Source organism: Janthinobacterium sp. 1L-D-8-B-C4 (genome assembly GCF_057291295.1).
This window is the reverse complement of sequence record NZ_JBXAVX010000008.1, coordinates 52,494-77,863: the sequence shown is the minus strand read 5'-3', so window position 1 is coordinate 77,863 and position 25,370 is coordinate 52,494. Positions and strand designations below refer to the sequence as shown.

At 61.2% G+C, this 25,370-nt stretch carries 28 protein-coding genes; 17 read left to right on the top strand and 11 right to left on the bottom strand.

The features are described from left to right. The first annotated feature begins 18 nt into the window (after nucleotides 1-18). From AC0Z42_RS15530 to AC0Z42_RS15515, 4 genes are read left to right on the top strand one after another with little or no spacing between them, the layout of a single operon-like run. Nucleotides 19-1,185 carry a COX15/CtaA family protein gene (locus AC0Z42_RS15530; protein WP_485469259.1) on the top strand — a complete coding sequence of 389 codons (1,167 nt, stop codon included), beginning with the start codon at nucleotides 19-21 and terminating at the stop codon, nucleotides 1,183-1,185. Next, the gene (cyoE, locus tag AC0Z42_RS15525) at nucleotides 1,182-2,081 is read left to right on the top strand and encodes a heme o synthase (RefSeq protein WP_485469103.1); all 900 of its coding nucleotides are present in this window, start codon (nucleotides 1,182-1,184) and stop codon (nucleotides 2,079-2,081) included. Before AC0Z42_RS15530 ends, cyoE begins: the two co-directional genes overlap by 4 nt. Next, complete coding sequence (locus tag AC0Z42_RS15520; protein WP_485469102.1) at nucleotides 2,078-2,662, top strand: SCO family protein; 585 nt, start codon at nucleotides 2,078-2,080, stop codon at nucleotides 2,660-2,662. The genes cyoE and AC0Z42_RS15520 overlap by 4 nt, the downstream gene beginning before the upstream one ends. A gap of 44 nt (nucleotides 2,663-2,706) precedes the next feature. Then, a complete protein-coding gene (locus tag AC0Z42_RS15515) occupies nucleotides 2,707-3,786 on the top strand; it encodes an AI-2E family transporter (RefSeq protein WP_485469101.1) in 1,080 nt (359 codons plus the stop codon). Here AC0Z42_RS15515 and AC0Z42_RS15510 read toward each other — a convergent pair. Beyond that, the gene (locus AC0Z42_RS15510; RefSeq protein WP_485469100.1) at nucleotides 3,783-5,123 is read right to left on the bottom strand and encodes a hemolysin family protein; all 1,341 of its coding nucleotides are present in this window, start codon (nucleotides 5,121-5,123) and stop codon (nucleotides 3,783-3,785) included. The two genes, AC0Z42_RS15515 and AC0Z42_RS15510, sit on opposite strands and share 4 nt — an antisense overlap. Before the next feature lie 96 nt (nucleotides 5,124-5,219). Continuing rightward, nucleotides 5,220-6,560: an MFS transporter gene (locus AC0Z42_RS15505; RefSeq protein ID WP_485469099.1), complete on the bottom strand. Its 1,341-nt coding sequence runs from the start codon at nucleotides 6,558-6,560 to the stop codon at nucleotides 5,220-5,222. A 184-nt stretch (nucleotides 6,561-6,744) separates the two neighbouring features. Here AC0Z42_RS15505 and AC0Z42_RS15500 point away from each other — a divergent pair, with 184 nt between their 5' ends. After that, nucleotides 6,745-7,764 (top strand): serine hydrolase domain-containing protein, encoded by a 1,020-nt coding sequence (locus AC0Z42_RS15500; RefSeq protein ID WP_485469098.1) that lies wholly within the window; start codon nucleotides 6,745-6,747, stop codon nucleotides 7,762-7,764. Nucleotides 7,765-7,767: 3 nt separating this feature from the next. On the opposite strand, the gene AC0Z42_RS15495 is transcribed toward AC0Z42_RS15500, so the two are convergent. After that, nucleotides 7,768-8,673 carry a LysR family transcriptional regulator gene (locus AC0Z42_RS15495; RefSeq protein ID WP_485469097.1) on the bottom strand — a complete coding sequence of 302 codons (906 nt, stop codon included), beginning with the start codon at nucleotides 8,671-8,673 and terminating at the stop codon, nucleotides 7,768-7,770. Between the two features lie 114 nt (nucleotides 8,674-8,787). On the opposite strand from AC0Z42_RS15495, the gene AC0Z42_RS15490 reads away from it, so the two are divergent. The 5 genes from AC0Z42_RS15490 (at nucleotide 8,788) to AC0Z42_RS15470 (ending at nucleotide 12,241) form a co-directional block, all read left to right on the top strand. Continuing rightward, nucleotides 8,788-9,858, top strand: coding sequence for a DUF475 domain-containing protein (locus AC0Z42_RS15490; protein WP_485469096.1), 1,071 nt, complete (start codon nucleotides 8,788-8,790; stop codon nucleotides 9,856-9,858). 153 nt (nucleotides 9,859-10,011) lie between these two features. Further along, nucleotides 10,012-10,587, top strand: a complete 576-nt coding sequence (locus AC0Z42_RS15485) for a TerD family protein (protein WP_308923926.1) — start codon at nucleotides 10,012-10,014, stop codon at nucleotides 10,585-10,587. 44 nt (nucleotides 10,588-10,631) lie between these two features. Continuing rightward, nucleotides 10,632-11,327 (top strand): TIGR00266 family protein, encoded by a 696-nt coding sequence (locus AC0Z42_RS15480; protein ID WP_485469095.1) that lies wholly within the window; start codon nucleotides 10,632-10,634, stop codon nucleotides 11,325-11,327. Nucleotides 11,328-11,357: 30 nt separating this feature from the next. Then, the gene (locus tag AC0Z42_RS15475; protein ID WP_312435759.1) at nucleotides 11,358-11,939 is read left to right on the top strand and encodes a TerD family protein; all 582 of its coding nucleotides are present in this window, start codon (nucleotides 11,358-11,360) and stop codon (nucleotides 11,937-11,939) included. An 80-nt stretch (nucleotides 11,940-12,019) separates the two neighbouring features. Next, nucleotides 12,020-12,241: a YqaE/Pmp3 family membrane protein gene (locus tag AC0Z42_RS15470; protein WP_485469094.1), complete on the top strand. Its 222-nt coding sequence runs from the start codon at nucleotides 12,020-12,022 to the stop codon at nucleotides 12,239-12,241. Nucleotides 12,242-12,302: 61 nt separating this feature from the next. On the opposite strand, the gene AC0Z42_RS15465 is transcribed toward AC0Z42_RS15470, so the two are convergent. From AC0Z42_RS15465 to AC0Z42_RS15455, 3 genes are read right to left on the bottom strand one after another with little or no spacing between them, the layout of a single operon-like run. Beyond that, nucleotides 12,303-14,624, bottom strand: coding sequence for a CPBP family intramembrane glutamic endopeptidase (locus AC0Z42_RS15465; RefSeq protein ID WP_485469093.1), 2,322 nt, complete (start codon nucleotides 14,622-14,624; stop codon nucleotides 12,303-12,305). After that, the gene (locus AC0Z42_RS15460) at nucleotides 14,621-15,349 is read right to left on the bottom strand and encodes an ABC transporter ATP-binding protein (RefSeq protein ID WP_485469092.1); all 729 of its coding nucleotides are present in this window, start codon (nucleotides 15,347-15,349) and stop codon (nucleotides 14,621-14,623) included. The genes AC0Z42_RS15465 and AC0Z42_RS15460 overlap by 4 nt, the downstream gene beginning before the upstream one ends. Then, on the bottom strand, nucleotides 15,346-16,032 hold the full coding sequence (locus AC0Z42_RS15455) for an ArsR/SmtB family transcription factor (RefSeq protein WP_485469091.1): 687 nt from the start codon (nucleotides 16,030-16,032) through the stop codon (nucleotides 15,346-15,348). The genes AC0Z42_RS15460 and AC0Z42_RS15455 overlap by 4 nt, the downstream gene beginning before the upstream one ends. Nucleotides 16,033-16,108: 76 nt before the next feature. Here AC0Z42_RS15455 and AC0Z42_RS15450 point away from each other — a divergent pair, with 76 nt between their 5' ends. Further along, nucleotides 16,109-17,080 carry a cytochrome P450 gene (locus AC0Z42_RS15450; protein WP_485469090.1) on the top strand — a complete coding sequence of 324 codons (972 nt, stop codon included), beginning with the start codon at nucleotides 16,109-16,111 and terminating at the stop codon, nucleotides 17,078-17,080. After that, nucleotides 17,077-17,430 (top strand): antibiotic biosynthesis monooxygenase family protein, encoded by a 354-nt coding sequence (locus AC0Z42_RS15445; protein WP_485469089.1) that lies wholly within the window; start codon nucleotides 17,077-17,079, stop codon nucleotides 17,428-17,430. Before AC0Z42_RS15450 ends, AC0Z42_RS15445 begins: the two co-directional genes overlap by 4 nt. On the opposite strand, the gene AC0Z42_RS15440 is transcribed toward AC0Z42_RS15445, so the two are convergent. Then, nucleotides 17,420-17,866: a hypothetical protein gene (locus AC0Z42_RS15440; protein WP_485469088.1), complete on the bottom strand. Its 447-nt coding sequence runs from the start codon at nucleotides 17,864-17,866 to the stop codon at nucleotides 17,420-17,422. The two genes, AC0Z42_RS15445 and AC0Z42_RS15440, sit on opposite strands and share 11 nt — an antisense overlap. Nucleotides 17,867-18,016: 150 nt before the next feature. Here AC0Z42_RS15440 and AC0Z42_RS15435 point away from each other — a divergent pair, with 150 nt between their 5' ends. Next, a complete protein-coding gene (locus tag AC0Z42_RS15435) occupies nucleotides 18,017-18,280 on the top strand; it encodes a hypothetical protein (protein ID WP_485469087.1) in 264 nt (87 codons plus the stop codon). Nucleotides 18,281-18,328: 48 nt separating this feature from the next. On the opposite strand, the gene rpoH is transcribed toward AC0Z42_RS15435, so the two are convergent. From rpoH to ftsY, 4 genes are all read right to left on the bottom strand, one after another. Further along, nucleotides 18,329-19,219 (bottom strand): RNA polymerase sigma factor RpoH, encoded by an 891-nt coding sequence (gene rpoH, locus AC0Z42_RS15430; protein WP_065308343.1) that lies wholly within the window; start codon nucleotides 19,217-19,219, stop codon nucleotides 18,329-18,331. A gap of 478 nt (nucleotides 19,220-19,697) precedes the next feature. Beyond that, nucleotides 19,698-20,618 (bottom strand): permease-like cell division protein FtsX, encoded by a 921-nt coding sequence (gene ftsX / locus AC0Z42_RS15425; protein WP_485469086.1) that lies wholly within the window; start codon nucleotides 20,616-20,618, stop codon nucleotides 19,698-19,700. Then, a complete protein-coding gene (locus AC0Z42_RS15420; protein WP_485469085.1) occupies nucleotides 20,615-21,364 on the bottom strand; it encodes a cell division ATP-binding protein FtsE in 750 nt (249 codons plus the stop codon). Before AC0Z42_RS15420 ends, ftsX begins: the two co-directional genes overlap by 4 nt. Nucleotides 21,365-21,374: 10 nt before the next feature. Then, nucleotides 21,375-22,433: a signal recognition particle-docking protein FtsY gene (ftsY, locus tag AC0Z42_RS15415; protein WP_485469084.1), complete on the bottom strand. Its 1,059-nt coding sequence runs from the start codon at nucleotides 22,431-22,433 to the stop codon at nucleotides 21,375-21,377. Between the two features lie 74 nt (nucleotides 22,434-22,507). Here ftsY and AC0Z42_RS15410 point away from each other — a divergent pair, with 74 nt between their 5' ends. The 4 genes from AC0Z42_RS15410 to AC0Z42_RS15395 all read left to right on the top strand — a co-directional run bounded on the left by AC0Z42_RS15410 (nucleotide 22,508) and on the right by AC0Z42_RS15395 (nucleotide 25,366). Then, nucleotides 22,508-22,744 (top strand): hypothetical protein, encoded by a 237-nt coding sequence (locus AC0Z42_RS15410; protein WP_485469083.1) that lies wholly within the window; start codon nucleotides 22,508-22,510, stop codon nucleotides 22,742-22,744. 428 nt (nucleotides 22,745-23,172) lie between these two features. Continuing rightward, nucleotides 23,173-23,409 carry a hypothetical protein gene (locus AC0Z42_RS15405; RefSeq protein ID WP_485469082.1) on the top strand — a complete coding sequence of 79 codons (237 nt, stop codon included), beginning with the start codon at nucleotides 23,173-23,175 and terminating at the stop codon, nucleotides 23,407-23,409. A gap of 165 nt (nucleotides 23,410-23,574) precedes the next feature. Further along, entirely contained in the window at nucleotides 23,575-24,639 is a 1,065-nt protein-coding gene (locus tag AC0Z42_RS15400) for a porin (protein WP_485469081.1), read from the top strand. Nucleotides 24,640-24,793: 154 nt separating this feature from the next. Next, entirely contained in the window at nucleotides 24,794-25,366 is a 573-nt protein-coding gene (locus tag AC0Z42_RS15395; RefSeq protein ID WP_485469080.1) for a hypothetical protein, read from the top strand. Nucleotides 25,367-25,370: the final 4 nt, after the last annotated feature.

Below are 25,370 nucleotides of genomic sequence, written 5' to 3'. Positions count from 1 at the left end.
GGAGTGTCCATGCCGACGATGCATCTTTCCGCGCTGGCCCAGCTGGGCCTGACCGGTTTGCTGGTGGCCTTGCTGCCCTTGACGATGGTGTGGGTGTCGTCCGACGCCAACAAATACCGCAAGCTGGTCTGGATCGCGGTTTTCCTGACGGTCGACCTGATCATGTTTGGCGGCTTTACGCGCCTGTCCGATTCCGGCCTCGGTTGCCCCGACTGGCCCGGCTGCTATGGCTCGGCCAATCCTTTCCTGGCGCACGAGCATATCGTGGCCGCCGAAACGCTGATGCCCAGCGGTCCCGTCACCGTGGCGAAGGCCTGGATCGAAATGACGCACCGCTATCTGGCGATGGCGATCGGCGTATTGATCGTGGCGATGATGGTGCAGGCCTGGCGCCAGTGGCGAAAAAACCGGCGCGAGGAATTCGCCCCGGCCTTGCCGACTGCGCTGTTTTTCTTTGTCTGCCTGCAAGGCGCATTCGGCGCCTGGACCGTGACCCTGAAGCTGCAGCCGGTGATCGTCACGATCCATTTGCTGCTGGGCATGGGCTTGTTGTCCTTGCTGGTGTGGCTCGGCGGGCGCCAGGATCATGCCGTCTCGCCGCTGAAACGGGCCGATGCCGATGCCTCCGTATTGGGCCCGGTGCGCGCATTGGCCATCATGTCGGCGGTGCTGCTGGCCTTGCAGATCGCCCTGGGCGGCTGGGTCAGCACCAATTATGCGGCGCTGGCCTGCACCGACTTTCCCCTGTGCGGCGGCAAGGTGATTCCCGAGATGGATTTCGAACACGGCTTTTATCTGTGGCGCGAGCTGGGCAAGACGGCCGCCGGTCACTATTTGCCGTTCTCGGCGCTGACGGCAATCCACTGGGTACACCGCAATTTCGCGTTTATCGTGCTGGCCGGCATCGGCTATACGGTGTTTCGCGCGTGGAAGCTGCCGTCCCTGCGCGGCACGGCGCGGCTGATTGCCCTGGTGCTGGCGCTGCAGGCGGCCACCGGCATGGCGACCATCTACCTGAACTGGCCGCTGGCGATTGCCGTCCTGCATAACGGCGGGGCGGCGCTGCTCGTGTTGTTGCTGACCATGTTAAACTACAAGGCTAAATTCCAGCTCGATGCGGCGCGCAATAACAGCGCCCGGCGCGACATCCTCGCGACAGCACCTTCCGTCTTCTCCCAGAAATGACTACTCAGACCATCAGCCGCAAGTCCTCCCCTCGCATCGCCCAGTACTGGGCGCTGACCAAGCCGCGCGTGACGCAACTGGCCGTATTTTGCGCCGTGATCGGCATGTTTTTGGCCAGCGAGACCTTGCCGGACTGGCAGCCGGTGGTGTTCGGCACCATCGGTATCTGGCTGCTGGCCGGCGCCGCATTCGCCGTCAACTGCCTGGCCGAGCGCGAGATCGACGCGCGCATGGCCCGCACGGCGCGCCGCCCGATGGCGATGGGCGATATCACGGTGAAACAGACGGTGGTGTTCGCGCTGGTGATCGGCGGCCTGGGCATGGGCATCCTGTATTACCTGGTCAATCCGCTGACCATGTGGCTGACCTTTGTCACCTTTGTCGGCTATGCGCTGATTTACACCATGGTGCTCAAACCGGCCACGCCGCAAAACATCGTCATCGGCGGCCTGTCCGGGGCCATGCCGCCCGCGCTGGGCTGGGCCGCGGTGGCCAACGACGTGCCGATGCAGGCCTGGCTGCTGGTGCTGATCATTTTTGTGTGGACGCCGCCGCATTTCTGGGCGCTGGCCATGTACCGCCGCGACGACTATGCGCGCTCGGGCCTGCCGATGCTGCCCGTCACGCATGGCCTGGCATTCACGCAATTTCACGTGTGGCTGTATTCGATCGCGCTGGCCGCCACCACCCTGATGCCGTATGCCGTGCGCATGAGCGGGCTGATCTACCTGGCATCGGCGGTGGTACTGAACGCCGGCTTCCTGTATTACGCGTGGCAGATGTACCGCAATTACACGGATCTGATCGCGCGCAAGGCTTTTACGTATTCCATCATCTACCTGTCGCTGCTGTTCTTGGCGCTGCTGGTCGACCATTACATTCCACTCGGCTTATGAAAAAACTCTTCTGCCTGTTGTTGACGACCTTGCTGCTGGCCGGCTGCGGCAAACCCGAGGCGCCGAAACCGGCGTTCCAGAATACCGATGTGACGGGTCTCGGCTATGCGCGCGAATTCGCGCTGACCGACCATACGGGCAAGCCGCGCACCCTGGCCGACTACAAGGGCAAGGTCGTGCTGATGTTCTTTGGCTACACTCAGTGCCCCGATGTATGCCCGACCACCATGGCCGACATGGCGCAGGTGATGAAGGAAATGGGGCCGCAGGCCGACCAGGTGCAAGTGCTGTTCGTCACCGTCGACCCCGAGCGCGACACGCAGGCCTTGCTGGCCGAATACGTGCCGGCTTTTGACAAGCGCTTTGTCGGTCTGTATGGCGACCTGGCCGCCACCGCCAAGGTGGCCAAGGAATTCAAGGTGTATTACGCCAAGGTCGAAGGCGAAACCGACAGCAGCTACACGGTTGACCATACGGCCGGCACCTATGTGTTTGACCGCCAGGGCAAGATCCGCCTGTTCGTGCGCCATGGCGAGAAGCCGGCCGCCATCGCGCACGATCTTAAACTTCTGCTATCCTGAGCCAGCGGCGCCGCTGGGGCGCCATTTCAGGATGCACGCGGTACATGGACAAACGTTTCGAGCCTCACGCCCGCCTGGCAGCCGTCATCTTTTTGCTGATCGGCTGCTTTTTCGTCTTGCGCCCCTTCCTGCCGGCGATGCTGTTTGCCGTCTGCGTCAGCATTTCCAGCTGGCCGCTGTATCTGCTGCTGTTGAGCAAGGTCAAGGGCCGGCGCAATCTGGCGGCCGCCATCATGACGGTGTCGCTGGTGCTGGTGATCGTGCTGCCGCTGGTGCTGGTCACCTACAACCTGGCCGACAATGTCGCGCGCATCTATGAGCAGGTGCGCCTGGCGCTGGATGAAGGAGCTCTGCATCCACCGGCCTGGCTGGCCAGTATTCCGCTGATCGGCGAAACGCTGGACGTCTATGTGCGCCGCATCATGGAAGACCGCGAAGAATTGCTGAACCTGGGCAAGAACATGCTGGAGCCGGCCCGCCATTTCCTCACCTCCGGCGGCATCGTGCTGGGCAGTGGCGTGGCGCAGACCAGCCTTGCCGTGTTTGTCAGTTTCTTTCTGTACCGCGACGGGCAACTGCTGCGCACCGCCTTGCTCAATGGCAGCGTGCGCATTATCGGCGACAGCGCGCCCGGCGTGGCGCTGACCATCAGCCGCACGATACGCGGCGTGATGTATGGTTTGCTGGGCACGGCGCTGGCACAGGCGCTGGTGGCAGTGGTGGGGTTTCTGATTGCCGGCGTGCCGGCCGTAGCACTGCTGGGCATCGCCACGTTCATTTTGTCGCTGGTGCCGGTGGGGCCGCCACTGGTGTGGGGGGGCGCCGCCATCTGGCTGTTCAACGGCGGCCAGACCGGCTGGGGCATCTTCATGCTGGTGTGGGGCGCCCTGTTGATCAGCGGCGTCGACAATGTGGTCAAGCCGCTCTTGATCAGCCGCGGCAGCAGCCTGCCATTTTTGCTGGTGCTGCTGGGCGTGCTGGGCGGCGTGCTGGCGTTCGGCTTTGTCGGTATTTTTATTGGACCGACCCTGCTGGCCGTGCTGTACAGCCTGCTGCAAACCTGGACCCTGGGCGTGACCACCGTGCCGCAGGGCAAGGATTCACTGACCGACAACAAGTCTTAATCGCGCAGGTCGGCGTCCAGGTCGCGCTCGACTTTCGGGATCACCTTGATCAGGACGATGCGCGGCCCGTTCATCTTCTTGACAACGATATCGAAGTCGACAAAGGTGATGCGCTGGCCCTGTTTCGGGATATCGCCCAGCTTGACCATGATCAGGCCGCCCACCGATTCCACATCGTCGAGCCCCAGTTCCTCGTTTTCGATATCGATGCCGAGGATGCGTTCGAGCGAAAAGATCGGCAGGCTGGCCTTGCCGATCAGGGTGCCGTCGCTCTGCTTGAGCCAGTCGTTTTCGTTGCGGCGGAATTCATCGCGTATCTCGCCCACCATGGCGCCCAGCAAGTTGTCCAGCGTAATGAAACCGACCGGGCGCTTGCCTTTTTCGCCGATCAGCGCGAAGTGCGGCGCGCCGTCGCGGAAGCGGCGGAACAGTTCCAGCGCCGGCGTGCGTGCGGAAATAATGTCCACCGGCCGCAGGAAAGGGATCAGCGAGCTGATGGTCTTGCCGGCCTGCTGGGCGAAAAACAGGTCTTTCAGGTGGATCACGCCCAGCACGTCGTCTTCATTGGTATCGAAATACGGGTAGCGGCTGAAGCGGTTGCGTAGCACCGTTTCCAGGTTCTGCTCCAGCGTTTCCGAGGCGTACAGGGCGACCACTTCATTGAGCGGTCGCATCAGGTCCGACACCGTCATCTGTTCGAAATCGAGCGACTGGGCCAGGATATTGCGCTCGTCGCGCGTGAATTTCTCGCCAGGCTGGCTGGTACGCAAAATCAGTTTCAGTTCTTCCGACGAATAATGCGCATCGTGGCCGCCCTTGCCGGACAGGCCAGCCAGGCGCAACACCCAGTTGGCGCTGGCATTGAGCAAAAAAATGGCCGGATACATGGCCCAGTAAAAGCCGTACAGCGGAATCGCGCTCCACAGGCCGACCGCTTCCGGATTGCGGATCGCCATCGACTTGGGCGCCAGTTCGCCGACCACAATATGCAAAAAGGAAATCACACTGAAGGCCACCACGAACGACACGCCGTGGATCAGCTCCTGCGAGTTGACGCCGATCGCGCCGAACAATGGCTCGAGCAGGCCGGCAAAGGCCGGCTCGCCGACCCAGCCCAGGCCCAGCGAAGCGAGCGTGATGCCCAGCTGGCAGGCCGACAGATAGGCGTCCAGCTGGCCATGCACCTTGGCCAGGATGCGGCCCCGCAGTCCCTGCGTCTTGGCGATGGCGCGGATGCGCGTGCGCCGCAAGGTAACGATGCCAAATTCGGCGGCAACAAAAAAACCGTTGAGCGCGACCAGGAAAAAGGCCAGCAGGACAAGCAAAACATTATGCATGGGGACGCAAAAAGATGGGCTGTTAAAACGTCATCTTAAACGACGAAGGCCACCATAGCCTAATATCAGCCGCGCGCGCCGCAATTTCAGTCCTTTTCAGGCTTTGACAGTACTGGTGCCGGTGCTGCCAGCGCGCATGGAAAACACCATCACGGCTGACACGATGGCCGGAATCGTCACCACCAGGAAAATCGTGCTGTTGGGCCAGTTCAAACGGATCAGCTCGCCGCCGAGCACCGGGCCGATAATCGAGCCGATGCGGCCCACGCCCAGGCTCCAGCCGATGCCGGTCGAACGCAAGGTGGTGGGATAGTAGCTGGCTGCCAGCGCATTGACGGCCGGCTGGCCGCCGACGATGCAGAAACCGGCGATGAAAATCGTGATGAACAGGAACGCCAGCGACACATCCGGGCGGCCGATCAGGGCAATCGCCACCGCCGCCACCAGGAAGCAGGGCAGCAGGATGCGGCGGAAACTCGAGCGGTCGATCAGCTGGCCCATCACCAGCGTGCCGATGGTGCCACCCACTTGCAGGGCGGTACCGGCCAGCACCGCGTTGGCGGTCGACAGGCCTGCTTCTTTCGCAATCGTCGGCAGCCAGTTCGACAAAAAGTACAGGTTCAGCAGATTCATGAAGTTGATCACCCACAGCAAGACCGTCATCTTCGCGCGGCCTTCGCGAAACAGCGCCAGCACCGGCGCGCCGCGCGTTTCTTTCTCATGCACCACATATTGCGTGCTGGCCGTGATCGTCACGCCCGGGTCGATGCGCTTGAGCCACTGCGCCACTTTGTGCAAATTCTTTTTCTTCAACACCAGGAATTGCATCGATTCGGGCAGCCAGAAAAACATCAGCACGCCGATTACCAACGGCACCACGCCGCCCACGTAAAACACCGACTGCCAGCCAAACGCAGGAATCAAGGCCGCCGACAGCAGTCCACCGAGCACCGCGCCCAAGGTGAAACCGCACGACACCAGCATCATCAGGGTGACTTTCTTGCGCAGCGGGCTGTATTCACCGGCCAGCGCCATGGCGTTCGGCATCACGGCGCCCAGCCCCAGGCCGGTAATAAAGCGTATCAGCTGCAATTGCTCGATGGTGGTGGCCAACGGCGTGACCAGCATGCACAGCGAAAAGAAGATGGTCGAACCGATCAGCACCGGGCGGCGGCCAAATTTGTCGGCCGTGATGCTGAATACCAAGGAGCCCACCAGCATGCCGAAGAGGCCGGCGCCGAAGACCGGACCCAGGTTGGCCTTGCTGACATGCCAATCGGCAATAATGGCCGGCGCCACATAGCCCATGGCCTGCACGTCGAAGCCATCCATGATGACGCACAGCCCGCACAGGATCAGCATGCCGACCTGGAAGGAACCTATCTTGTTGTGATTGATGAGATCGGGAATATCGATCGTTGTGCCTGCCGTGGACATGCTTGCTGCTCCTGGGATTTTGTTATCGGTGGCGCCTGTCCGCGTTCGCGTCTGTGTGATTGCGGCAGGTACCTTTCTGAGCCTTGATTACAATCGTTTTTGATTGATTATTCAAACGTTATTTTCGAATGGATTTATCAGTTTTTCCACTGAATATAAGCACCAGCATGTTAATCTTGTTGCCATGAAAAATCTTGCCCTCCACTTCGAGACCCTGCAGGCGCGCCTGCCTGCCGACGGCCCCGGCTTCAGCGCGCTGGTGCTGCGCCACAGCCAGCCGGTGTTTGAACTGCACCATGGCCTGGCCTGCCTGGAGCTGGGCGTGCCGCTGACGAGCCGGTCACGCTATTACCTGGCGTCCGAATCGAAACAGTTTACGGCCGCCTGCATGCTGGACTTGGTGCGCCAGGGACGGATCGGCCTCGATGACGATGTGTCGCCGCACCTGCCGGAAGTGCGGCAGTTCGAACAGGCGATCAGCGTGCGCCAGTTGCTCAACCACACCAGCGGCATCCCCGATTATTTTGCTTTTCTACAGTGCCAGCTGGGCCGGCACGAGAGCGACTATTTCAATAATGCGCATTTGCTGTGCATCATCGGGAAAATGGATGAGCTGGCGTTTGCGCCTGGCAGCGCCCATGCCTACAGCAACTGCAATTACATCTTGCTGGCCAAGCTGGTGGAAGTGTTGAGTGGAAACGCGTTGGCGGAGCATGCGCGCAGCACGCTGTTCGCGCCGCTGCGGATGCATGCGACCCTGTTCGACGCCGAGCGGCAAGCGGTGATGCCGCAGCGCGTGCGCAGCTATACACCCGATGCAAGCTTGCCGGGTGGCTATCGCCAGCACCTGGGCAACGCGAATACCGTCGGCGATGGCGGCGTGTATGCCTCGCTGCATGACCTGGCTTTATGGGAGTGCGCATGGCACCGCCAGCATGCCGACCCGGCCAGCCTGGTAAGTTCCCTGCTGCAACCGTCGAGCGCGCCAGACGGCCACCACTGGCCCTATCGCTTCGGCCTGGAAGTGGTCGAACACGCGGGGCGCGAGGTGGTGTTCCACGGCGGCGGCCTGTGGGGGTTTCATACCTTGATGCTGCGTTTGCCGCAGGCCGGCTTGTCGGTGGTGCATCTGGCCAATGTCGATACGGCCGCGCCAGACCAGGCGGCCCTGCTGGCGGCGATCACGGCTGACCTGGACGGTTGATGCTCAGTGGGTGGCTGCCGGCTTTTGCACCGCTGCCAGAATCACCCCCAGCGCCGGGTGCATGATCTTGCGCTCGTTCGAGATCACATAGAACTGTTCGCGCAGCGACGATGCTTCACCCACCAGCACGGCGCCGAACTGTTCCTCGATTTCAGCCGCCAGACTGGCGGACGCAAAAAACAGGCCCAGGCCCTTGCGGCCAAAGGCATTGAGCATGGCGTTGTCTTCGAATTCAGCGGCCACGTCGGGCCGCACGCCCTGGTGCACCATCCATTCGTCGATGCGCCCGCGCAAGGCGTTATTGCGCGTCGGTAGCAAAAATGGCGCGCCATTGAGGCTCTGCGGAAAGTTGTCGCGGTAGCGCTCGGCCAGCGCCGGCACCCCGAACAGCTTCATGGCGCTTTCACCCCACAGGTGGCTGGCCACGCGCAGGCTGGCGCCGGCCGGCACGGCGCGGTCGGTCAGCACCAGGTCCAGCTTGTGCAGCGCCAGGTCGGCCAGCAGCGACTCGAACTCGTCTTCCAGGCACACCAGCTTGACGGGCTGGCCCAGGCTGCGCGTGGCATCCAACATGCGGTAGGCCATCAGTTTCGGCAGGGAATCCGAAATGCCCACCGTCAAGCGCATCTTTTCCGCGTCGGTGTCGGCCAGCGCGTCCTGCATCTGTTCGCCCAGCAAAAAAATCTGGTCCGCATAACCGAGCGCCAGCCGTCCCGCTTCGGTCGGCACCAGGCGCCGCCCCTGCGGCTGCAGCAGCGACTTGCCCAGTTCCTTTTCCAGCAGCGCCAGCTGGGTGCTGATGGTCTGCACCGCCAGGCCCAGCCGTTCGGCCGCACGCGTCACGCCGCCTTCCTTGGCCACGACCCAAAAAAAGTATAAATGGCGGTAATTGAAGCCGGTGGTTTTCATCTGCGTTGTCCTATCTTCTGTTTTTACGAAGTAATGCTTCCATTATCTTCCATTTTTAAATCAATCGTGCGCACCTATACTCTGTCTTATGTTTGCAAACTGATAGGAGAATTGATGAAGCATTTCAGAGTGTCATTTTTAGTGACATTTATCTGCCTGGGCATATCGGCCTGGTGGGGCTACACCCATGGCGGTGTATCGGCCATGCTGTCGGCCCTGGGTATCGCCGTGATCCTGGGGGTCATGGAAGTGTCGCTGTCATTCGACAATGCGGTCGTCAACGCTTCTGTCCTGAAAAACTGGGACAAATTCTGGCAAGGTCTGTTCCTGGGCGTGGGCATTATCATCGCCGTGTTCGGCATGCGTTTGCTGTTCCCGCTGGTGATCGTGGCGCAAGCGGCAGACCTCGGTTTGCTGGAAGTGTGGAACCTGGCGCTCAGCGACCCTGAACAGTATTCGATGCACCTGACGAATCACCACGCGGAAGTGGCGGCTTTCGGCGGCATTTTCCTGCTGCTGGTATTCCTGAACTTCCTGCTGGACCATGAAAAAGAAACCCACTGGCTGGGCCGTTTCGAAGAAAAACTGGGCGCGCTGGGCAAGGTTTCCTCGATCTCCGTGATGATCGCGCTGGGCACCCTGATGGCCAGCCTGGGGATGATCGAAGATGCACAAAAACTGGTGGTACTGACGGCGGGCCTGTGGGGTATTTTGACCTACGTCGGCGTCGACGTGATCAGCGGTTTGCTCGAAGGCGACAACGGTGACGGCAATATCGGCGACATCGTCAAGCGCGGCGGTATTGGCGGTTTTTTGTACCTGGAAGTGCTCGACGCCTCGTTCAGCTTTGACGGCGTGATCGGCGCCTTCGCCATCACCAAGGACGTGGTCATCATCATGCTGGGCCTGGCGATCGGTGCGATGTTCGTGCGTTCGATGACGGTGTTCCTGGTGCGCAAGGGTACATTGGATGAGTTTGTATATCTGGAGCACGGTGCGCACTATGCGATCGGCATCCTGGCCGTGATCATGTTGGTCAGCATGAAGTTCCATGTGCCCGAGATATTTACCGGCCTGATCGGCGTGGCCTTTATCCTTGCCTCGCTGTGGTCATCAATACGCTACAAACGCCGGATGGCGCTGGAAGAAGACAAGACGGAAGTGCTGGAATCAGTCAAGGCATAAGCGGTCAAAAAAGAATGCGCGGCAAACGAACACACCGGTTTGCCCGCCAGCAGCAGCAAGCGTCGCTGCCGGCCCGGGGAGTCGGGCCGGCGGAGGGCGCCAGGTGTTTGTATTAAATATGCGTTACCTTCAATCACATAGGAGAAATACATCATGGCAATCAGTCTGCAAAAAGGCGGCAACGTCAACCTGAGCAAGGAAGCTCCCGGCATCACCAAGATGACCATCGGCCTGGGCTGGGATGCGCGCGCCACCGACGGCGCCGCTTTCGACATCGATGGTTCGGTCTTCCTGTTGAAAGCGGACGGCAAGGTCCGTGCCGACGTCGACATGATTTTCTACAACAACCTGAAGTCGAGCGACGGCTCCGTCACCCACTCGGGCGACAACACCACCGGCGCCGGCGATGGCGATGATGAAACCGTCACTGTCGACCTGTCGACCGTACCGGCCGAGATCGACAAGATCGCCGTCTGCGTGACAATCCACGATGCCGAAGCGCGCAAGCAGAACTTTGGCATGGTCTCGAAAGCCTATGTGCGCTGCATCAACGCCAATGGCAACACGGAAATCGCCCGCTTCGACCTGTCCGAAGACGGCTCGGCCGAAACGGCAATGGTCTTCGGCGAGATCTACCGCAACGGCGCCGATTGGAAATTCAAGGCCATCGGCCAGGGCTACAAGGGCGGTTTAGGTCCTTTGGCAGCATCGTTCGGCGTCGGCGTCTAAGGTCGCCACACCTCATCACCATCGCCAGGAAAGGAACAGTTTGTATGCCAGTTTTTAGTGTTACCGGGGATATCGACCCGTTTCTGCATGTATCGCTGGCCAAGGGCGAGAAGATTTATTGCGAATCGGACGCGATGGTGATGATGGAAACCAATCTTGAGCTGAAAGGCAAGATGACCGGCGGCCTGGGCGCTGCGCTGATGCGCACCTTTGCCAACGGCGAATCGTTCTTCCAGCAGCATGTCGAAGCTTTGCGCGGCGATGGCGATTGCCTGCTGTCGCCGACCTTGCCGGGCGCCATGCGCGTGCTGGAAGTGGGCGCCCAGCAATACATGATCAGCGATGGCGCGTTTGTCGCGGCCAGTTCCGGCGTGGAACTGAAGGTGCGCACACAGAACATCGGCAACGCGCTGTTTGCCCAGAGCGGTGGTTTCTTTATCACCGAAACGGCTGGCAGCGGCCAACTGGCGGTGTCCGGCTTTGGCGCCATGTCCGAACTGGACGTGGTGCCCGGCAAGGACGTGGTGATCGATAACGCCCACGTCGTGTGCTGGGACAACCGCCTGCAATACGAAATTTCCATTACGACCGGCAGCAGCGGGGGATTTTTGGGCAACCTGATCAACAGCCAGACCAGCGGCGAAGGCATGGTGCTCAAATTTACGGGCACTGGCAAGATATTGATCTGTTCGCGCAACCGCGCGGCCTTCCTGGCCTGGACCCAAAGCAAGCCGGCGTAATCACACACTAACCAAACAGGAGCACTGCGTATGTCTGTCAATTTGAGCAAGGGCCAGAAGATTTCTCTGGACAAGGAAGCTGGCACCAGCCTGACCCGCATCACCATGGGCCTGGGCTGGGATTCGGTCAAGACCAAGGGTTTTCTGGGCTTCGGCTCGAAAACCGAAGCTGTCGACCTGGACGCATCGTGCGTGCTGTTTGACGACAGCAACAAGGTGTCCGATATCGTCTGGTTCCGCCAGCTGAAAAGCAAAGATGGCAGCATCGTTCACACGGGCGACAACCGCACCGGCGCGGGCGATGGCGACGACGAGCAGATCAATGTCGACCTGGCCAATGTGCCGGCCGGCGTGAAAAGCCTGGTGTTTACCGTCAACAGCTTTACCGGCCAGAACTTCTCGCAGGTGGAAAACGCCTATTGCCGCATTTTGAATGCCAGCAATAACCAGGAAATCGCGCGTTTCAACCTGTCGGTCCAGGGCGCCCATACGGCGCAGATCATGGCCAAGCTGTACCGCCATAACGGCGAATGGAAAATGCACGCGATCGGCGAAAACGGCAATGGCCGTACCTTTGACGATTTGATGCCGCAGATCACCGTGCATTTATAAGGAGCAGTACGCAGCGGGCGAGGGACGGACCGGATACCGGCTCCTGTCCGCTGCTCTTGAGTAAAGAAGGAGAGTATGTCGTGACGCGATTGCTGATAGCCTTGCTACTTCCGTGTCTCACGTTTTTCATGTTGCGCCGTCCCCTGGCCGGCGCCACCACCCTGGTCATGCAGTGCACTGTGATCGGCTGGGTGCCAGCGGCCCTGTGGGCCCTGTACACGGTGAACCAGCATAAAACGGAGCGCGAACTGGAAGGCGCATTAAGCCGCAGCTACTTACGCAGGCGCAGCCGGGTGATCTGATCCCGGCGGTGCTTCCATCCTGGACTATGGCCCCACGAGCAATCGTGCGGGCCATTTTCTTTTAGAGCAGGGCAAACTGGCAGGCCAGCATGGCTGCGTTATAACTGGCATGCACCAGCATCGGCGCCAGCAGCGCGCCGCTGCGCTCGTAGGCCCAGCCGGTGCACAAGCCCAGCACGAATACCGGCAGCATGGACGCTGGCGGATGGACGATGGCAAAGATGGCCGCGCCGATCATGACGGCCTGCCAGGCCGGCAGCGAGCGGCGCAGGCCACCCTGGATCAGGCCACGGAAAATGAATTCCTCGCACAGCGGCGCGGCCAGCACCGCCAGCGCGCCCAGCCACAGCCAGCTCCATGGGCCGTCGAGCAGCGGCGAGGCCGCTGGTGCCAGGCCGTATGCCTGCAGCAGCATGGTGTAGCCGACGCCAAGCACGGCGGCCAGCATGGTGCCGGTCAGCACCAGCGGCCAGGCCGGGCGGCCTTGCTGGATGCGCGGCACGCCGGTCGCCTTGCTGCGCCAGTAGACCAGGCCCATCGAAGCATAGGTCAGTACGCCGGCGATGCCGAACGCCATGGCGATCTGCTGCAAGTCCGCCGGACCTTTGCCTTTGAGTAGCAGCAAGGCCAGTACCTGCAGCACGAAAAACAGCATGGCGGCGATCAGGCCGTCGGCGCCCGAAACACGCGCCGGCGGCGATGCGGCCGGGTCCAGCAGATACGGCATTTCGTCGCGCGCCTTTTGCCACAGTGCCACGGCCAGCGCGCCGGTCAGCACCACGAACACCAGCTGCTGCACCACGCTGCCGGCCGCCAATGCTGCGATATACAAGCCGGTCAGCAGCAGGTACAGATACATGTAGGCCGGGCGCATTTTCGCCGCCGCTTCGGTGGCTTGCGGATCGCTGGCAAACACGCCCAGCGCCACGCCGATCACCGCATACAGGGGGATGCCGGCCAGCGCCAGCAGCATCAGGCCCGCCATGTCCCAGCGCCAGGCCGGCATCCACGCCAGCGCCGCGCCGAACATGATGACGGGGTAGACCATCGCCAGCACGGCCCACAGCTGGGCCTTTTCGCGCAGGGCCTGTTCCACGCCGGCCGGGAAGGTGTACAGCAGCCACAGCGCGCCGCCTTCCTTGTTCAGGTTCTGGAACGCCGACATCATCAGCGTATAGGTACCGAGAAAAAAGCCGGTCGAGGCCACCAGAGCCGGGCTGTCGAGCAGCTCGCGAACATCGTGCAGGCGACCGGTGAAGAGCACCTGGCTGCCCAGTATCAGCAGCGGCAGGAACATGGTTTGCACCAGGAAATTGCGGTCGCGTTTGAGCAAGGTCAGCTCACGCCGCTGGATCACGCTGCCGATCTGCCAGCGGCCGGGCGGGACCGGCGCCGATGTTGCCGCCTTGCGCACGCCGGCGCGCTGGCCTGAACCGACCACGCCGTGGCGCAGCTGGCGGCGCAAGATCGCCATGCCCAGCGCCAGCAAGGCCAGCGTTTGCGCCAGCAAGGCGCAAGCCGCCAGCAGGGCGGCGCCGGCGTCCTGCGCGTTGAGCAGCGCCACGATCTGGCCGGGCGGGGTCCAGCCGATCCAGGCCGGCAGCCTGGCAACCCAGCCGAACAGGAAACCGCTCTGTCCCATGCCGAACGACATGCCGGCATACATGGGAAGCAGCGACACGATGGAAATCATTGCCTGCAAATTGCCCAGTTTCGATGGCGCCAGCGACAGGCGCAACCCCGTGTCGACCAAGGTGCGCAGCATGGCGGCCAGCAACAGCAGCACCAGGCTGGCGGCCAGCGCCAGCAGCGGCGAGAGCCAGCCATGGCCCGAGTACCAGGCAATCATGGTGGTGGTGGGCAGCACGGCCAGCACCCCGGCCGGATTGACCACGCTGCGCTCGAATACGCGCGCCCACAGAACGGTCGCAATCGGGGCGGGCAGGGTGACCAGCCATTCCAGGTCCCAGTCGGGGCGCGCCAGGTCGCCGGTGCCGAGCGGCACCAGCACGCTGACCAGCCACAGCAGGGTCAATTGGAAGGCCAGGCCGGCCAGCAGCGCCGTGCTGAACGGTGTGGCGGTCAAGTGGGCGATCACCGCCGGCATCGCGTGATGCAGGCCGCAAGCGGCCACGGCGTCGAGCTGGCAATGCAGGTTGAGCACGCTGTTGCGGGCCATGTGTCCGAACGAAAACAGCATCGGCGCCATCAGCAAGACGCCGACCAGCCAGCGCCCGCGCCGTTTGCCTGGCGTGGCCGCGCGGCTCTTGCCGTTCTGGCCGCGCTTGAACAGCAAGGCCGAACCGCTGAAGTTGAGCAGACGCCGCAGGCGCAAACGGATCAGCAGCCAGATGGCGTGCAGGGTAGACGGTGTGGCCATCATGCCCCGGGCTCGTCCGTCAGCTGCAGGAAAATATCTTCCAGGCTGCCGGCGCTGGCCAATTGCTGGCGGATCTCGTCCAGGCTGCCGGTGGCGGCCAGCGCGCCGCGGTGGATAATGGCGACCCGGCTGCACAGCTTTTGCGCCATGTCGAGCAAGTGGGTCGAGACAAAGATGGTGGTGCCGGCGGCGGCGATGCGCAGCAAGCGTTCCTGCACATCGCGCGAGGCGCGCGGATCGAGGCCGTTGATCGGTTCGTCGAGCACCAGCACGGGCGGTTCATGGATCAGCGCGCAGGCCAGGCCCAGTTTTTTCTTCATGCCCAGCGAATAGTTGACGGCAAAGTCCTCGCTTGCTTCGTCGAGGCCGAACTCTGTCAGCAGCTGGGCAGCCCTGGTGGTCGCTTGCGCTCTGGAATAGCCGTGCATTTCGGCAACGAACTGCAGGATCTCGCGCCCGCGCAGGTAGTCATAGAAAATCGGATTGTCGGGCAAATAGCCGACCTTGCGTTTGACGGCCGCGCCATCGCGGTGGCAATCGAGGCCGTCGATCAGCACGCGCCCGCTGGTCGGCACCAAAATGCCCATCAGCATGCGGATGGTGGTGGTCTTGCCGGCGCCGTTCGGCCCCAGGAAACCGAAGACTTCGCCGCGCCCTACCTGGAAGGTCAAGGGTTTGACAGCGTCGAAACTGCCGTAGCGTTTGGAGAGGGCCTGGAACTCGATCATGGTGCCCCCAATGCTGCCATCAGGCGCTGCTGGCCTATGGCCGTAATGCGCAGCGCGCGGCTGTCGAGTTCGCGCTCGGCCCAGCCCTGGCGCAGCGCCAGTTGCAGCACGGCCGCGCCCAGTGCGCCGCCGAGATGAAAGCGCCGCTCGCTCCAGTCCAGGCAGGCGCAGGCAAAGCGGCGCCGCTGGCCGGCCAGCGGCGCTGCGGCAATGCCCAGCGCCGCCATGCCGATGGCGCCCGCTTCGGACAAGCGGTAGTTGCCGTCATCGCCGCGCAGCCAGTCCTGCGCCAGCAACTGGTCGTGCAGGGCGACGGCCACCGTGCCGGCCATATGGTCGTAGCAGGTACGGGCATGGCGCAGGCGGTCCGGCGTAGAAGGCACAAACACGGGGCTGGAAATGCCGGCCACCACCAGCAGCGCTTCGAGCGCCTGTGCCGCTTCGACGCTGGCAAGCCGGTAATAGCGGTGCTTGCCTTGCGCCACCACCGATAGCAGGCCGTCCTTGCACAAGCGCGTCAGGTGGGCGCTGGCGGTCGACGCGCCGACCTCGGCCAGCACCGACAACTCGGTTGCCGTGCGCGCATGGCCGTCGAGCAGGCTGCACAGCATGCGCGCGCGGGCAGGCTCGGCGATGGCGCCTGCGAGTTGCGCCAGGCCGGTGTCGGCAGTATTGGTATCCATGGTTCGTTCCCGGACGAAGTGTTGAGGTGAAAGGGCCAGCATACTCGGCTCCATTCACCACCGCAATGGAGTTGCCATGTTTCCCCATGATCCTGACCATATGCTGGCCGCCGTCACGCACGCCGCGCCCCATGACTACTATCGCCGCCTGGCGGACGGGCCGCCCTTGCGCTTTGACGCGGGGCTGGACTGCTGGCTGGCAACCGGCAGCGGCGTGCCGGCGGTGCTGGCACACCGTGATTTGCGGGTGCGGCCACTGGATCAGCCGGTGCCCGAACACCTGATGGGCACCGCTTGCGGCGCGATTTTTGCCGAGCTGGTGCGCATGAATGATGGCGAGCGCCATACACAAGCGCGGCGCGCTCTGATGCAGGAACTGGCCAGCATGGATCTTGCCCGCCTGCATGCCGATACTGTTTTCCTGGCCCGGCAGCACCTGCCTGGTAGCGCTGAACAGCTCAATCAGCTGATGTTTGATCTGCCGCTGTTTGCCGTGGCGCAGTTGCTGGGTTTGTCGCCGGCCGATTGGCCTCAAATCGCGTGCTGGACACGCGACTTTGTTGCCGCTTTGCCGGTGCAGGCTGACTGCGCCACCATTGCGCGGGCACAACTGGCGGCGTTGAGTTTGCAAGCGGCGTTCAAGCAATTGAGGCCAGGCGACGATGTCGGCCTGCGGGCCAATCTGATTGGATTACTGGTGCAGACCTGCGAAGCGACCGCAGGTTTGCTGGGCAACAGCGTGCTGGCGCTGCGCACCCGGCAGCCATCGCCGGCGATCCACAATACGCGCCGTTATGCCGCCTGCGATGTGCCAATGGAAGGCGTGACGATACGCCAGGGCCAGATGGTGCTGGTGCTGCTGGCGCAGGACGGCCTGGACTTTGGCCATGGCGTGCATCGCTGCCCGGGGCAAGCGGTGGCGCAGACCATCGTCCGGGCCATTCTGTCAGCCTGGTCCGGGACGCTGGCGCAACTGACGCTCGATAGTCATTACCGCGCCTCGCCGAATGCCCGCATTCCGGTGTTTGCTGCAGCGGAGGCCGCATGATTGCCGTGATCTTCGAAGTGTGGCCCAGCGCAGAGGGGTGCGCGCATTACCTGGAACTGGCGGCCGCGCTGCGCCCGCTGCTGGACCAGATTGACGGCTTTATTTCCATCGAACGTTTCAGCAGCCTCAGCGATCCAGGCAAATTGCTGTCGCTCTCGTTTTTTCGTGACGAAGCGGCGCTGGCGCAGTGGCGCCAGCTCGAAGCGCACCGCGCGGCGCAAGCCGAAGGCAGGCATGGCGTATTCGACGATTACCGGCTGCGCATTGCCGCCGTGGTACGCGACTATGGCATGACTGACAGGGCGCAGGCACCTGCCGACAGCCGCTGCCGCCACGACATCAGTGCTTGAGCGCTCCTTGCGTGATCTTGACCTTGACGCGGTAGACGGGCAGCGCCGCATCGACCGGCGGCGGCGTGGCCGGGTCGACGTCGAGCAAAGTAAAGGTCAGGTGATTGATGGTGATGGAACTGGCGCCATTGGGCATCGAGTCCGACAGCACCAGGTCGGTTGTACCGGCGCTGTGCAGCAGGGTGAAGCTGTAGCTGACATAGCCTTTCCAGACGCAGACGGCGCCGGCGCGGCAGCGGCTGTCGTTGACACGGTCCAGCTTCAGGGTATCGGTGGCGGTGATGGCAACCTGTTCGCCCGGCGACAATACATGGGTAACGCTGCGCGGCGTATTGCGTGCATCGCCGGCGCTGGTGGCGGCACCGCAGCCGGCCAGGGCCAGACACAGCATCAAAGGCCAGAACAGGGTGCGTAACAAATGACTCGGGTAGTACATGCTTTTCCTTTCAGATAGCGTCCTCTGTGTGGTATTCACGGATGAGATTGTTGATCATAACAAAATGATATTCTTGCGGCGCACGCCTTGGCGCACGCCTGGCGTGCGGCGATGGCGTAAAATGGCTGTTTTGAAAATCAGGAAACAACCATGAAAAAAACCGCCCTGGCGAAAAGCGATGCCAAGAAGTTGATGGGAAAGATGAATGTTCCCGGCGCCGGCGCCTTCGGCAAGGAAGCGGTGGTCGTTGACCGCCGCGAACAGCGCAGACTCGACCAGGCCCTGGGCCTGGTACCGTTCGCCGTCAAGCTCAACAGCGACTTGGTGTTGCAGTTGCAAACCCTGGCCAAGGAGCGTGGCGCGGATCTGAACGAACTCGTTGCAGAATTGCTGGCCAAGGGCCTGTCTGCTTAAAATCAAAAGGCGCCTTGCGGCGCCTTTTTACTGGGCACTGCACATCGCTTACACGTAGGCGGCCAGCGCGCCCTTCATTTTTTTCAGCGCCGCCACTTCGATCTGGCGAATGCGCTCGGCCGATACGCCGAACTCTTCGGCCAGCGCGTGCAGCGTGGCGCCGGAGCCGTCGTCGTTGGCCAGCCAGCGCGCTTCGACGATGCGACGCGAACGCGGGTCCAGCTTGCCCAGCGCCGTTTCCAGGCCTTCCGATTGCAAGCGCGTCACTTGCTCCGCTTCCAGTACCTTGGTCGGCTCGCTTTGCTCCGACGACAGGTAGGCGATCGGCGAAAACTTGTCATCTTCATCGTCGGTTGGCGATTCCAGCGCAATGTCGCGGCCACTCAGACGCGTTTCCATTTCGATCACTTCTTCGCGTTTCACGTCCAGCAGCTTGGCCAGCGCATCGATCTGTTTCGGCGTCATCGCATCGAGGCCGGTCTTGTGGCTGCGCAGGTTGAAGAACAGCTTGCGCTGCGCCTTCGTCGTCGCCACTTTGACCAGGCGCCAGTTTTTCAGGATGTACTCGTGCATCTCGGCTTTCACCCAGTGCATGGCGTACGACACCAGGCGCACGCCCTGGTCCGGATCGAAACGCTTGACCGCTTTCATCAGGCCGATATTGCCTTCCTGGATCAGGTCGGCATGCGGCAGGCCATAACCCAGGTAGCCGCGGGCGATCGACACCACCAGGCGCAAGTGCGACAGCACCAGCTCCTGCGCGGCGGCCAGGTCGTTTTTTTCGCGCAAGCGCGTCGCCAGCGAAATTTCTTCGTCGTGGGTCAACATGGGCAGACGGTTCACGGCCGAAATATAGGCGTCAATATTGCCCAGGTTGCCGGTGAACCCAAGGTTCAGCGCATTATTTTTGGTGGGAACCAATGCGGACATCGTAGTCATGTTTACTCCTCGTAGTCTTGCTTGTTCCATACGGCCCTGCCACGCGGCAGGGACCAGTTTCATTCTTTTTACTGTATCCGGTCTTGCGGTTTGCAGCGCGCGGCGCAATCTACATCTGGGGGTCATGGCGCTGCTGCAAACGGTATGACATATATTAGCACTCTCTGATGGAGAGTGCCAATCAGCTGATTCAATCACGCCGATAGCCAAAATACTATGACCTTCGGCATATTGATGGAGTCGCTGATACGGTCTTGTATTGGGGGGATAGCGTGAGTGTGCGCCGATTGTGGCTGGCTTGAAAGCGCCGCACAGTAGCCAATGGCAACTATGGCAGAACTGAACATTATTCCCTAAGGCAATTTGGACAGTCTACGCAAGCTGACTGAAGTGAGCCTTAAGAATGCTTGTCAAAAATCAAGGGTATTGCGGAAGGTAGAGAGAAGCGGACGGCGCGGCAGCGCCGTCCAGGCTTGCTTCAGTTGACGCGCGCCAGGTGGCGCTGCACGCACAGGAAGGCGCCGATCAGGCCCAGCCCCGCGCTGACGGCCAGCAGGCCCGCCATCGGCAGCGGTGCCAGTGGCGTCATCTGGAACTCGGAGGCATACAGGCGCGCGAATTCTGCAATCGCCGTATTGAGCGGCTGCAGCGCCAGCGCCACGCCACCCAGGGCCAGCGCGCCCGCGCACAGGCCCAGCAGCGCGCCCGTGTAATAGAACGGCCGATGGATAAAGGTGTCGGTGGCGCCGATCAGCTTTGAAATGCTGATCTCGTCGCGCTGCGTCATCACTTGCAGGCGGATGGTATTGAATACCACTGCAATCACCGCCACGCCCAGGGTAATGGCCAGCAGCAGCAGCACCAGGCGCAGCACGCCCAGCAGTGCGGCCAGGCGCTTGACCCAGGCCGAATCGACCTGCGCCGATTCCACGCCCGGTAACTGGCGCAGCAGTTCGGCCACTGCATCGACATCTTGCGCTTCGGTGGCGGTATTGAAGGCGTTCAGTTTCAGTACATAGCTGTCGGGCAGCGGGTTGTCGCCCAAGGTATTCAAGACATCGGCCAGGCCGCTCTTGCTTTTCAGGGACTCCAGCGCGTCTTCGCGTGGAATGAAGACGATTTTCGCTTTCGGGTCGTGCACGATCTTGCGCATTTCGCCGGCCAGGCCACTGGCCTGCGCGCGCGGCGTGTCGATTTTCATGAATACGCTGATTTCCGGGTCGACCGACATCTGTTCCGACATCGGGCGTACATTGTCGAGCATGGTCAGGCCGGCGAACGGCAGCGACAGCGCGATCGCCACCACGAACACATTGAGCAGGAAGCCGCTTGGCGACTTGCGCAGATGAATCAGCGCCGAGCCGAGCGCAAAGCGATGTTGGCGGAACCAGCCTCTCATGCGTCTTCTCCCTGCGCATCGTCCGCGTCGGCATCTGGCTTGGGCGCGAAATCGGGATCGGGCGCCGCAAACACGGGCGCTTCGGTGGCCTTGTCGATGGCCACCAACTGGCCGTTTTTCAAGTGGATCACGCGGGCGGCGGCGTCGAGCATCTGTTCGTCATGGCTGGAAATGAGGCAGGTCACGCCCACCGAATGAAACGCTTTCAGGGCCTCGAGCACTTTGTTGGCGCTGGCGCGGTCGAGGTTGGCGGTCGGCTCGTCCGCCAGGATGATCTGCGGGCGGTTGACGATGGCGCGCGCGATCGACACGCGCTGCTGCTCGCCACCGGACAGCGACAGCGGCCGCGCCAGCGCGCGATCCAGCAATCCAACCTTGTCGAGCGCGCGGCGTGCGCGTTGTTCGGCAGCCACCTTGTGCGCACCGACCACCAGCAGCGGCAGCATCACGTTGGCCAGGATCGAGCGGTCGTTCAACAGTTTCTGCTGCTGGAAGATCAGGCCCATGTTGCGGCGCAGAAAAGGTACGCCGGCCGGTTTCAGCTTGGCCATGTCCTGGCCATTGACGATCAGCTTGCCCGAAGTGGGGCGTTCCATGGCGGCGATCATTTTCAGCAGGGTCGACTTGCCGGCGCCGGACGGCCCGGCCAGGAACACCAGCTCGCCTTTGGCGATGCTCAGCGAAATGTCGCTCAGGGCCACTGCATCGGAAGAGTATTGTTTGGAGACGTGCTGAAATTCAATCATGTAGTTGGGCTTATCCGAGCAGGGCTTCGACAAATTCGGCAGCCACGAAAGGCTGCAAGTCTTCGATTTTTTCACCGATGCCGATAAAATACACGGGCACCGGACGCACGCGGGCAATCGCCGCCAGCACGCCGCCCTTGGCGGTACCGTCGAGCTTGGTGATCACCAGCCCGCTCAGCTGCAAGGCGTCGTCGAACGCCTTGACTTGCGTCAGCGCATTCTGACCGGTATTGCCGTCAATCACCAGCAAGGTTTCATGCGGCGCGCCTTCCATGCCCTTGCCGATCACGCGTTTGATCTTTTTCAGCTCTTCCATCAGGTGCAACTGGGTCGGCAGGCGTCCCGCCGTATCGACCATCACCACGTCAATGCCGCGCGCCTTGGCCGACTGCACCGAGTCGTAGGCGACGGCTGCCGGATCGCCCGATTCCTGCGAGATCACGGTAATGTTGTTGCGTTCGCCCCAGACCATCAACTGCTCGCGCGCGGCGGCGCGGAAGGTGTCGCCGGCGGCCAGCAGCACCGATTGCCGGTTCGACTGCATGTGCTTGGCCAGCTTGCCGATGGTGGTGGTCTTGCCGGCGCCGTTGACGCCCGAGATCATCATCACCAGCGGCTTGTGGCGGCCCAGCTCGAAACGTTTTTCCAGCGGGCTCAACAGGTCGATCAGCAGCACTTTCAAGGCGGCCTTGACGGCGGCGGCGTCGAGCAGCTTGTCTTCCTTGACCTTTTTCTTCAGCGCCGTCAGCAGATAGTCGGTGGCGTCGATGCCGGCGTCGGACATCAGCAACGCCGCTTCGAGTTCCTCGTACAGCGCGTCATCGATCTTGGCGCCGACGAACAGCACCGACAGCGTATTCGAGGTTTTCGACAGGCCGGCCTTCAGGCGCGTCATCCACGATTTCTTTTCCGGCTCGGCGGCCACGATCACGGGCACCAGTTCGGCAGGCGCGCCGGACAGGGTACCAGGCTGGGTGGGCGGCGCCACCGGGACGGCAGGAATGACAGGTTCAACGATGACTGGCGCGGCTTCGGGGGCGGCGGGTTTTTTCTTGAAGAAACTAAACATGGGTATGTGGTGGCGGGTGCTTGCGCTTGGCCCGGCGGCGCCGGACGCTATGGATCGGTCTATTCTACCAGAGCGTGTCCACCGCTTCACGTTTCACTGTTCGATTGGCAACATTGCGCAAGCGTTTCACCATGCGCAGCTTTTGCAGCTACCCGGGGCGACAGCAGCGTTCGCCAAGGCGTAATTCGCCGGAAAATTTTGAAAAAGAAAAAGATAATATTGATGGGCAGAACAAATATCGAGTTGATTTACATCAAATTGTCGTTTTTAAGCAACAAAAATCGCAAAATATTCAAGAATTAACATTGTAAGAAATTGTTTCAATTGTGCTCAACTTTGCAAGCATAAGTCGCTGTCATGTTCGCTGTTGACTGGTTTTCCACGCTTAGGAAAAACGGCTGAAATGTTTGCGGCAAGCTCATTTAAATTACCGGGGAGTCAGTAATTTCCTGCGTTTCCGGTCTCGGTTCGGCATGCTCGAAATGGTTCCGGCATTTCTCGCTACGCCCCTCAATCATGCATTGTTGCACCAAATTGAAGCGCCTTTTGGTGCGTTTTCGGGGCCTCGCCTGCAAAGTTTGACGAGGGGGTGTATGCTTCGTCCCGTTCATCCATTATCACCTTACAAATTGTGTGCAATGTCGCGTAAATAAATAAGAGTAAATGATGGCTGGAGCAGGTTGATGTTTTAATCATACGTCTGCTACTGTTGCGCTAATACAACGGGTTCATGAAAAGCATGCGCTATGATGAAATGGTCAATCAGGCCAATGCATTGATTGGCAAGGGGCAGTGGCTCTGTCGCACAGTACGGTTGGCGATGGTGAAGGGGCCGCAAAACGCCCCAGGTTTGGTACCGGAAGTAACATGTTGGAACTTGATGGAATGCGCAACGATCGTTATAGTGCCGCTTCCGGTGCCGCTTGAGCACCCGAACTGGCGCACGAAATACGGTCTTATGCAGCCTTCAAGCTAATCGGTGCAATAGCGTGCCGAGTCCAATATGACTGTTCCCCCGACCGGAACAGCAGTGGCAGGTGGAGACCTTGCCCTCACTCATAAAAAGCGCTCTGCTAGAGCGCAGCTCGAGATGCATAGGCTGTATTACTTTTTGCTTCAAAAAAATTAAAGGAAACATGCAATGAAAAAAACTCTGATCACCCTGGCAGTCCTGGCAGGAGCCACCGGCGTAGCCCAAGCTCAATCGAGCGTCGTTATCTACGGTACCGTTGACGCTGGTTTCGTCAGCGAGCGCGGCGGTGTTAACGGCAACGTTAACAAACTGGACAGCGGCATTGGTTCGGCTTCGCGTCTGGGCTTCAAAGGCACCGAAGATCTGGGCAGCGGCCTGTCGGCTCTGTTCCTGCTGGAATCGGGCTTCAGCGTTGACAACGGTCAGCAAGACGTTTCGGGTACCCTGTTCAATCGTCAAGCCTACGTTGGCCTGAGCAGCAAAACCACCGGTACCCTGACCCTGGGTCGCCAGTACACCCCGATCTACAACACGCTGTCGAAAGTTGCTGATCCATTCCAGGTGGGCTACGCCGGTTCCGCAAAGAACCTGTTCCCATCGAACACCCGTACCAGCAACACCGTGCTGTACACCTCGCCTAGCTACAATGGCTTTGACGGTGACGTTGCTTACACCTTCGGCGAAAACGCCGAGTCGAACAAAATCGGCCGTAAAATCGGCGCATCGGTTGGTTACGCCAACGGTCCTTTGAACGCCCGTGTTGCTTACAACAACACCAGCAACGAAACCGCGCTGACCTCGATCGGCAGCGGCCGCAACTACCTGGCTGCCGCCAACTACGATTTCGCAGTGGCTAAAGCTTACGTCGCTTACGGCGTGAACAAAGGCGTCAACAGCACCATCCGTAACAACGGTACCGTCAACGCATACAGCAACCCTTCGGCTGCTTTCAGCACCGACAGCACCACCGCACTGATCGGCACGACGGTACCACTGGGCGCCGCTGGCACCTTCATGGCTTCGTACATCCACGTGAACGACAAAGGCGTTGCCAATGCCGATGCCAACCAGTTCGCACTGGGCTACTCGTACGCCCTGTCGAAGCGCACCAGCACCTACGCTTCGATCGCCAAGATCTCGAACAAAAACGATGCTGGCTACACCGTTGGCAACAACAGCAACGTCGGTTCGGGTGATAAAGCTGTCAACGTTGGCGTTCGTCACTCGTTCTAAGCTGAACTACGCGCAAGCGTAGTCCGCCACAAAGGGTATTCGCTTGCGAATGCCCGCCGTGATAAAAACGCGCTGTCAGACCTTGGTCTGGCGGCGCGTTTTTGCATTGGCGGCATCAGTTACAATATTGCTGTTAATAAAGTAAGGGGAAGCCATGTACCAAAGAAATTCGTCGCGCCCTGGCGCCTTGCTGCTGGCCTTGCTGCTGATGGGCGCCGCCGGCGCCGTGCTGGCGGCCACCAAGGACAAGAAGCCTGCCGCCGGGCCGGCGCGCTATGGCGTGGCCGTCTATTCCGACCTGTGCCTGCAACAGGACAGTGGTGAAATCGGCGGACAGCGCGTCACCCTGCATCGCTTTGCCGAGGCCAATACGGTCATCTATGAATTCACGGCCGGCTCGCTGAGCTGGCCGATCGTCGCCAACGATGTCAACCTGGACGACGCCACCGGCGCGTTCGACTTCACCATCGCTGGCGCCGACAGCGAAGAGCGTACCATCGCCGGCAAGTTTTCCAGGGATGGCAAAACGTTGACACTGGAAGGCGATTATTGCGGCGGCAATGTGCGCATGCCGATGAAACTGTCGCGCATCACCGACTTTGGCCGTCCGCTGAAAAACTGCACGCCATGCCCTGTCGTGAAACCGGCACCGGAAGCACCGGCGGCGCCATCCGAGCCGGCCGAACCGGCTGCGCCGCCAGCGAGCGCGGCAATGCCGGTGGCTTGACCCC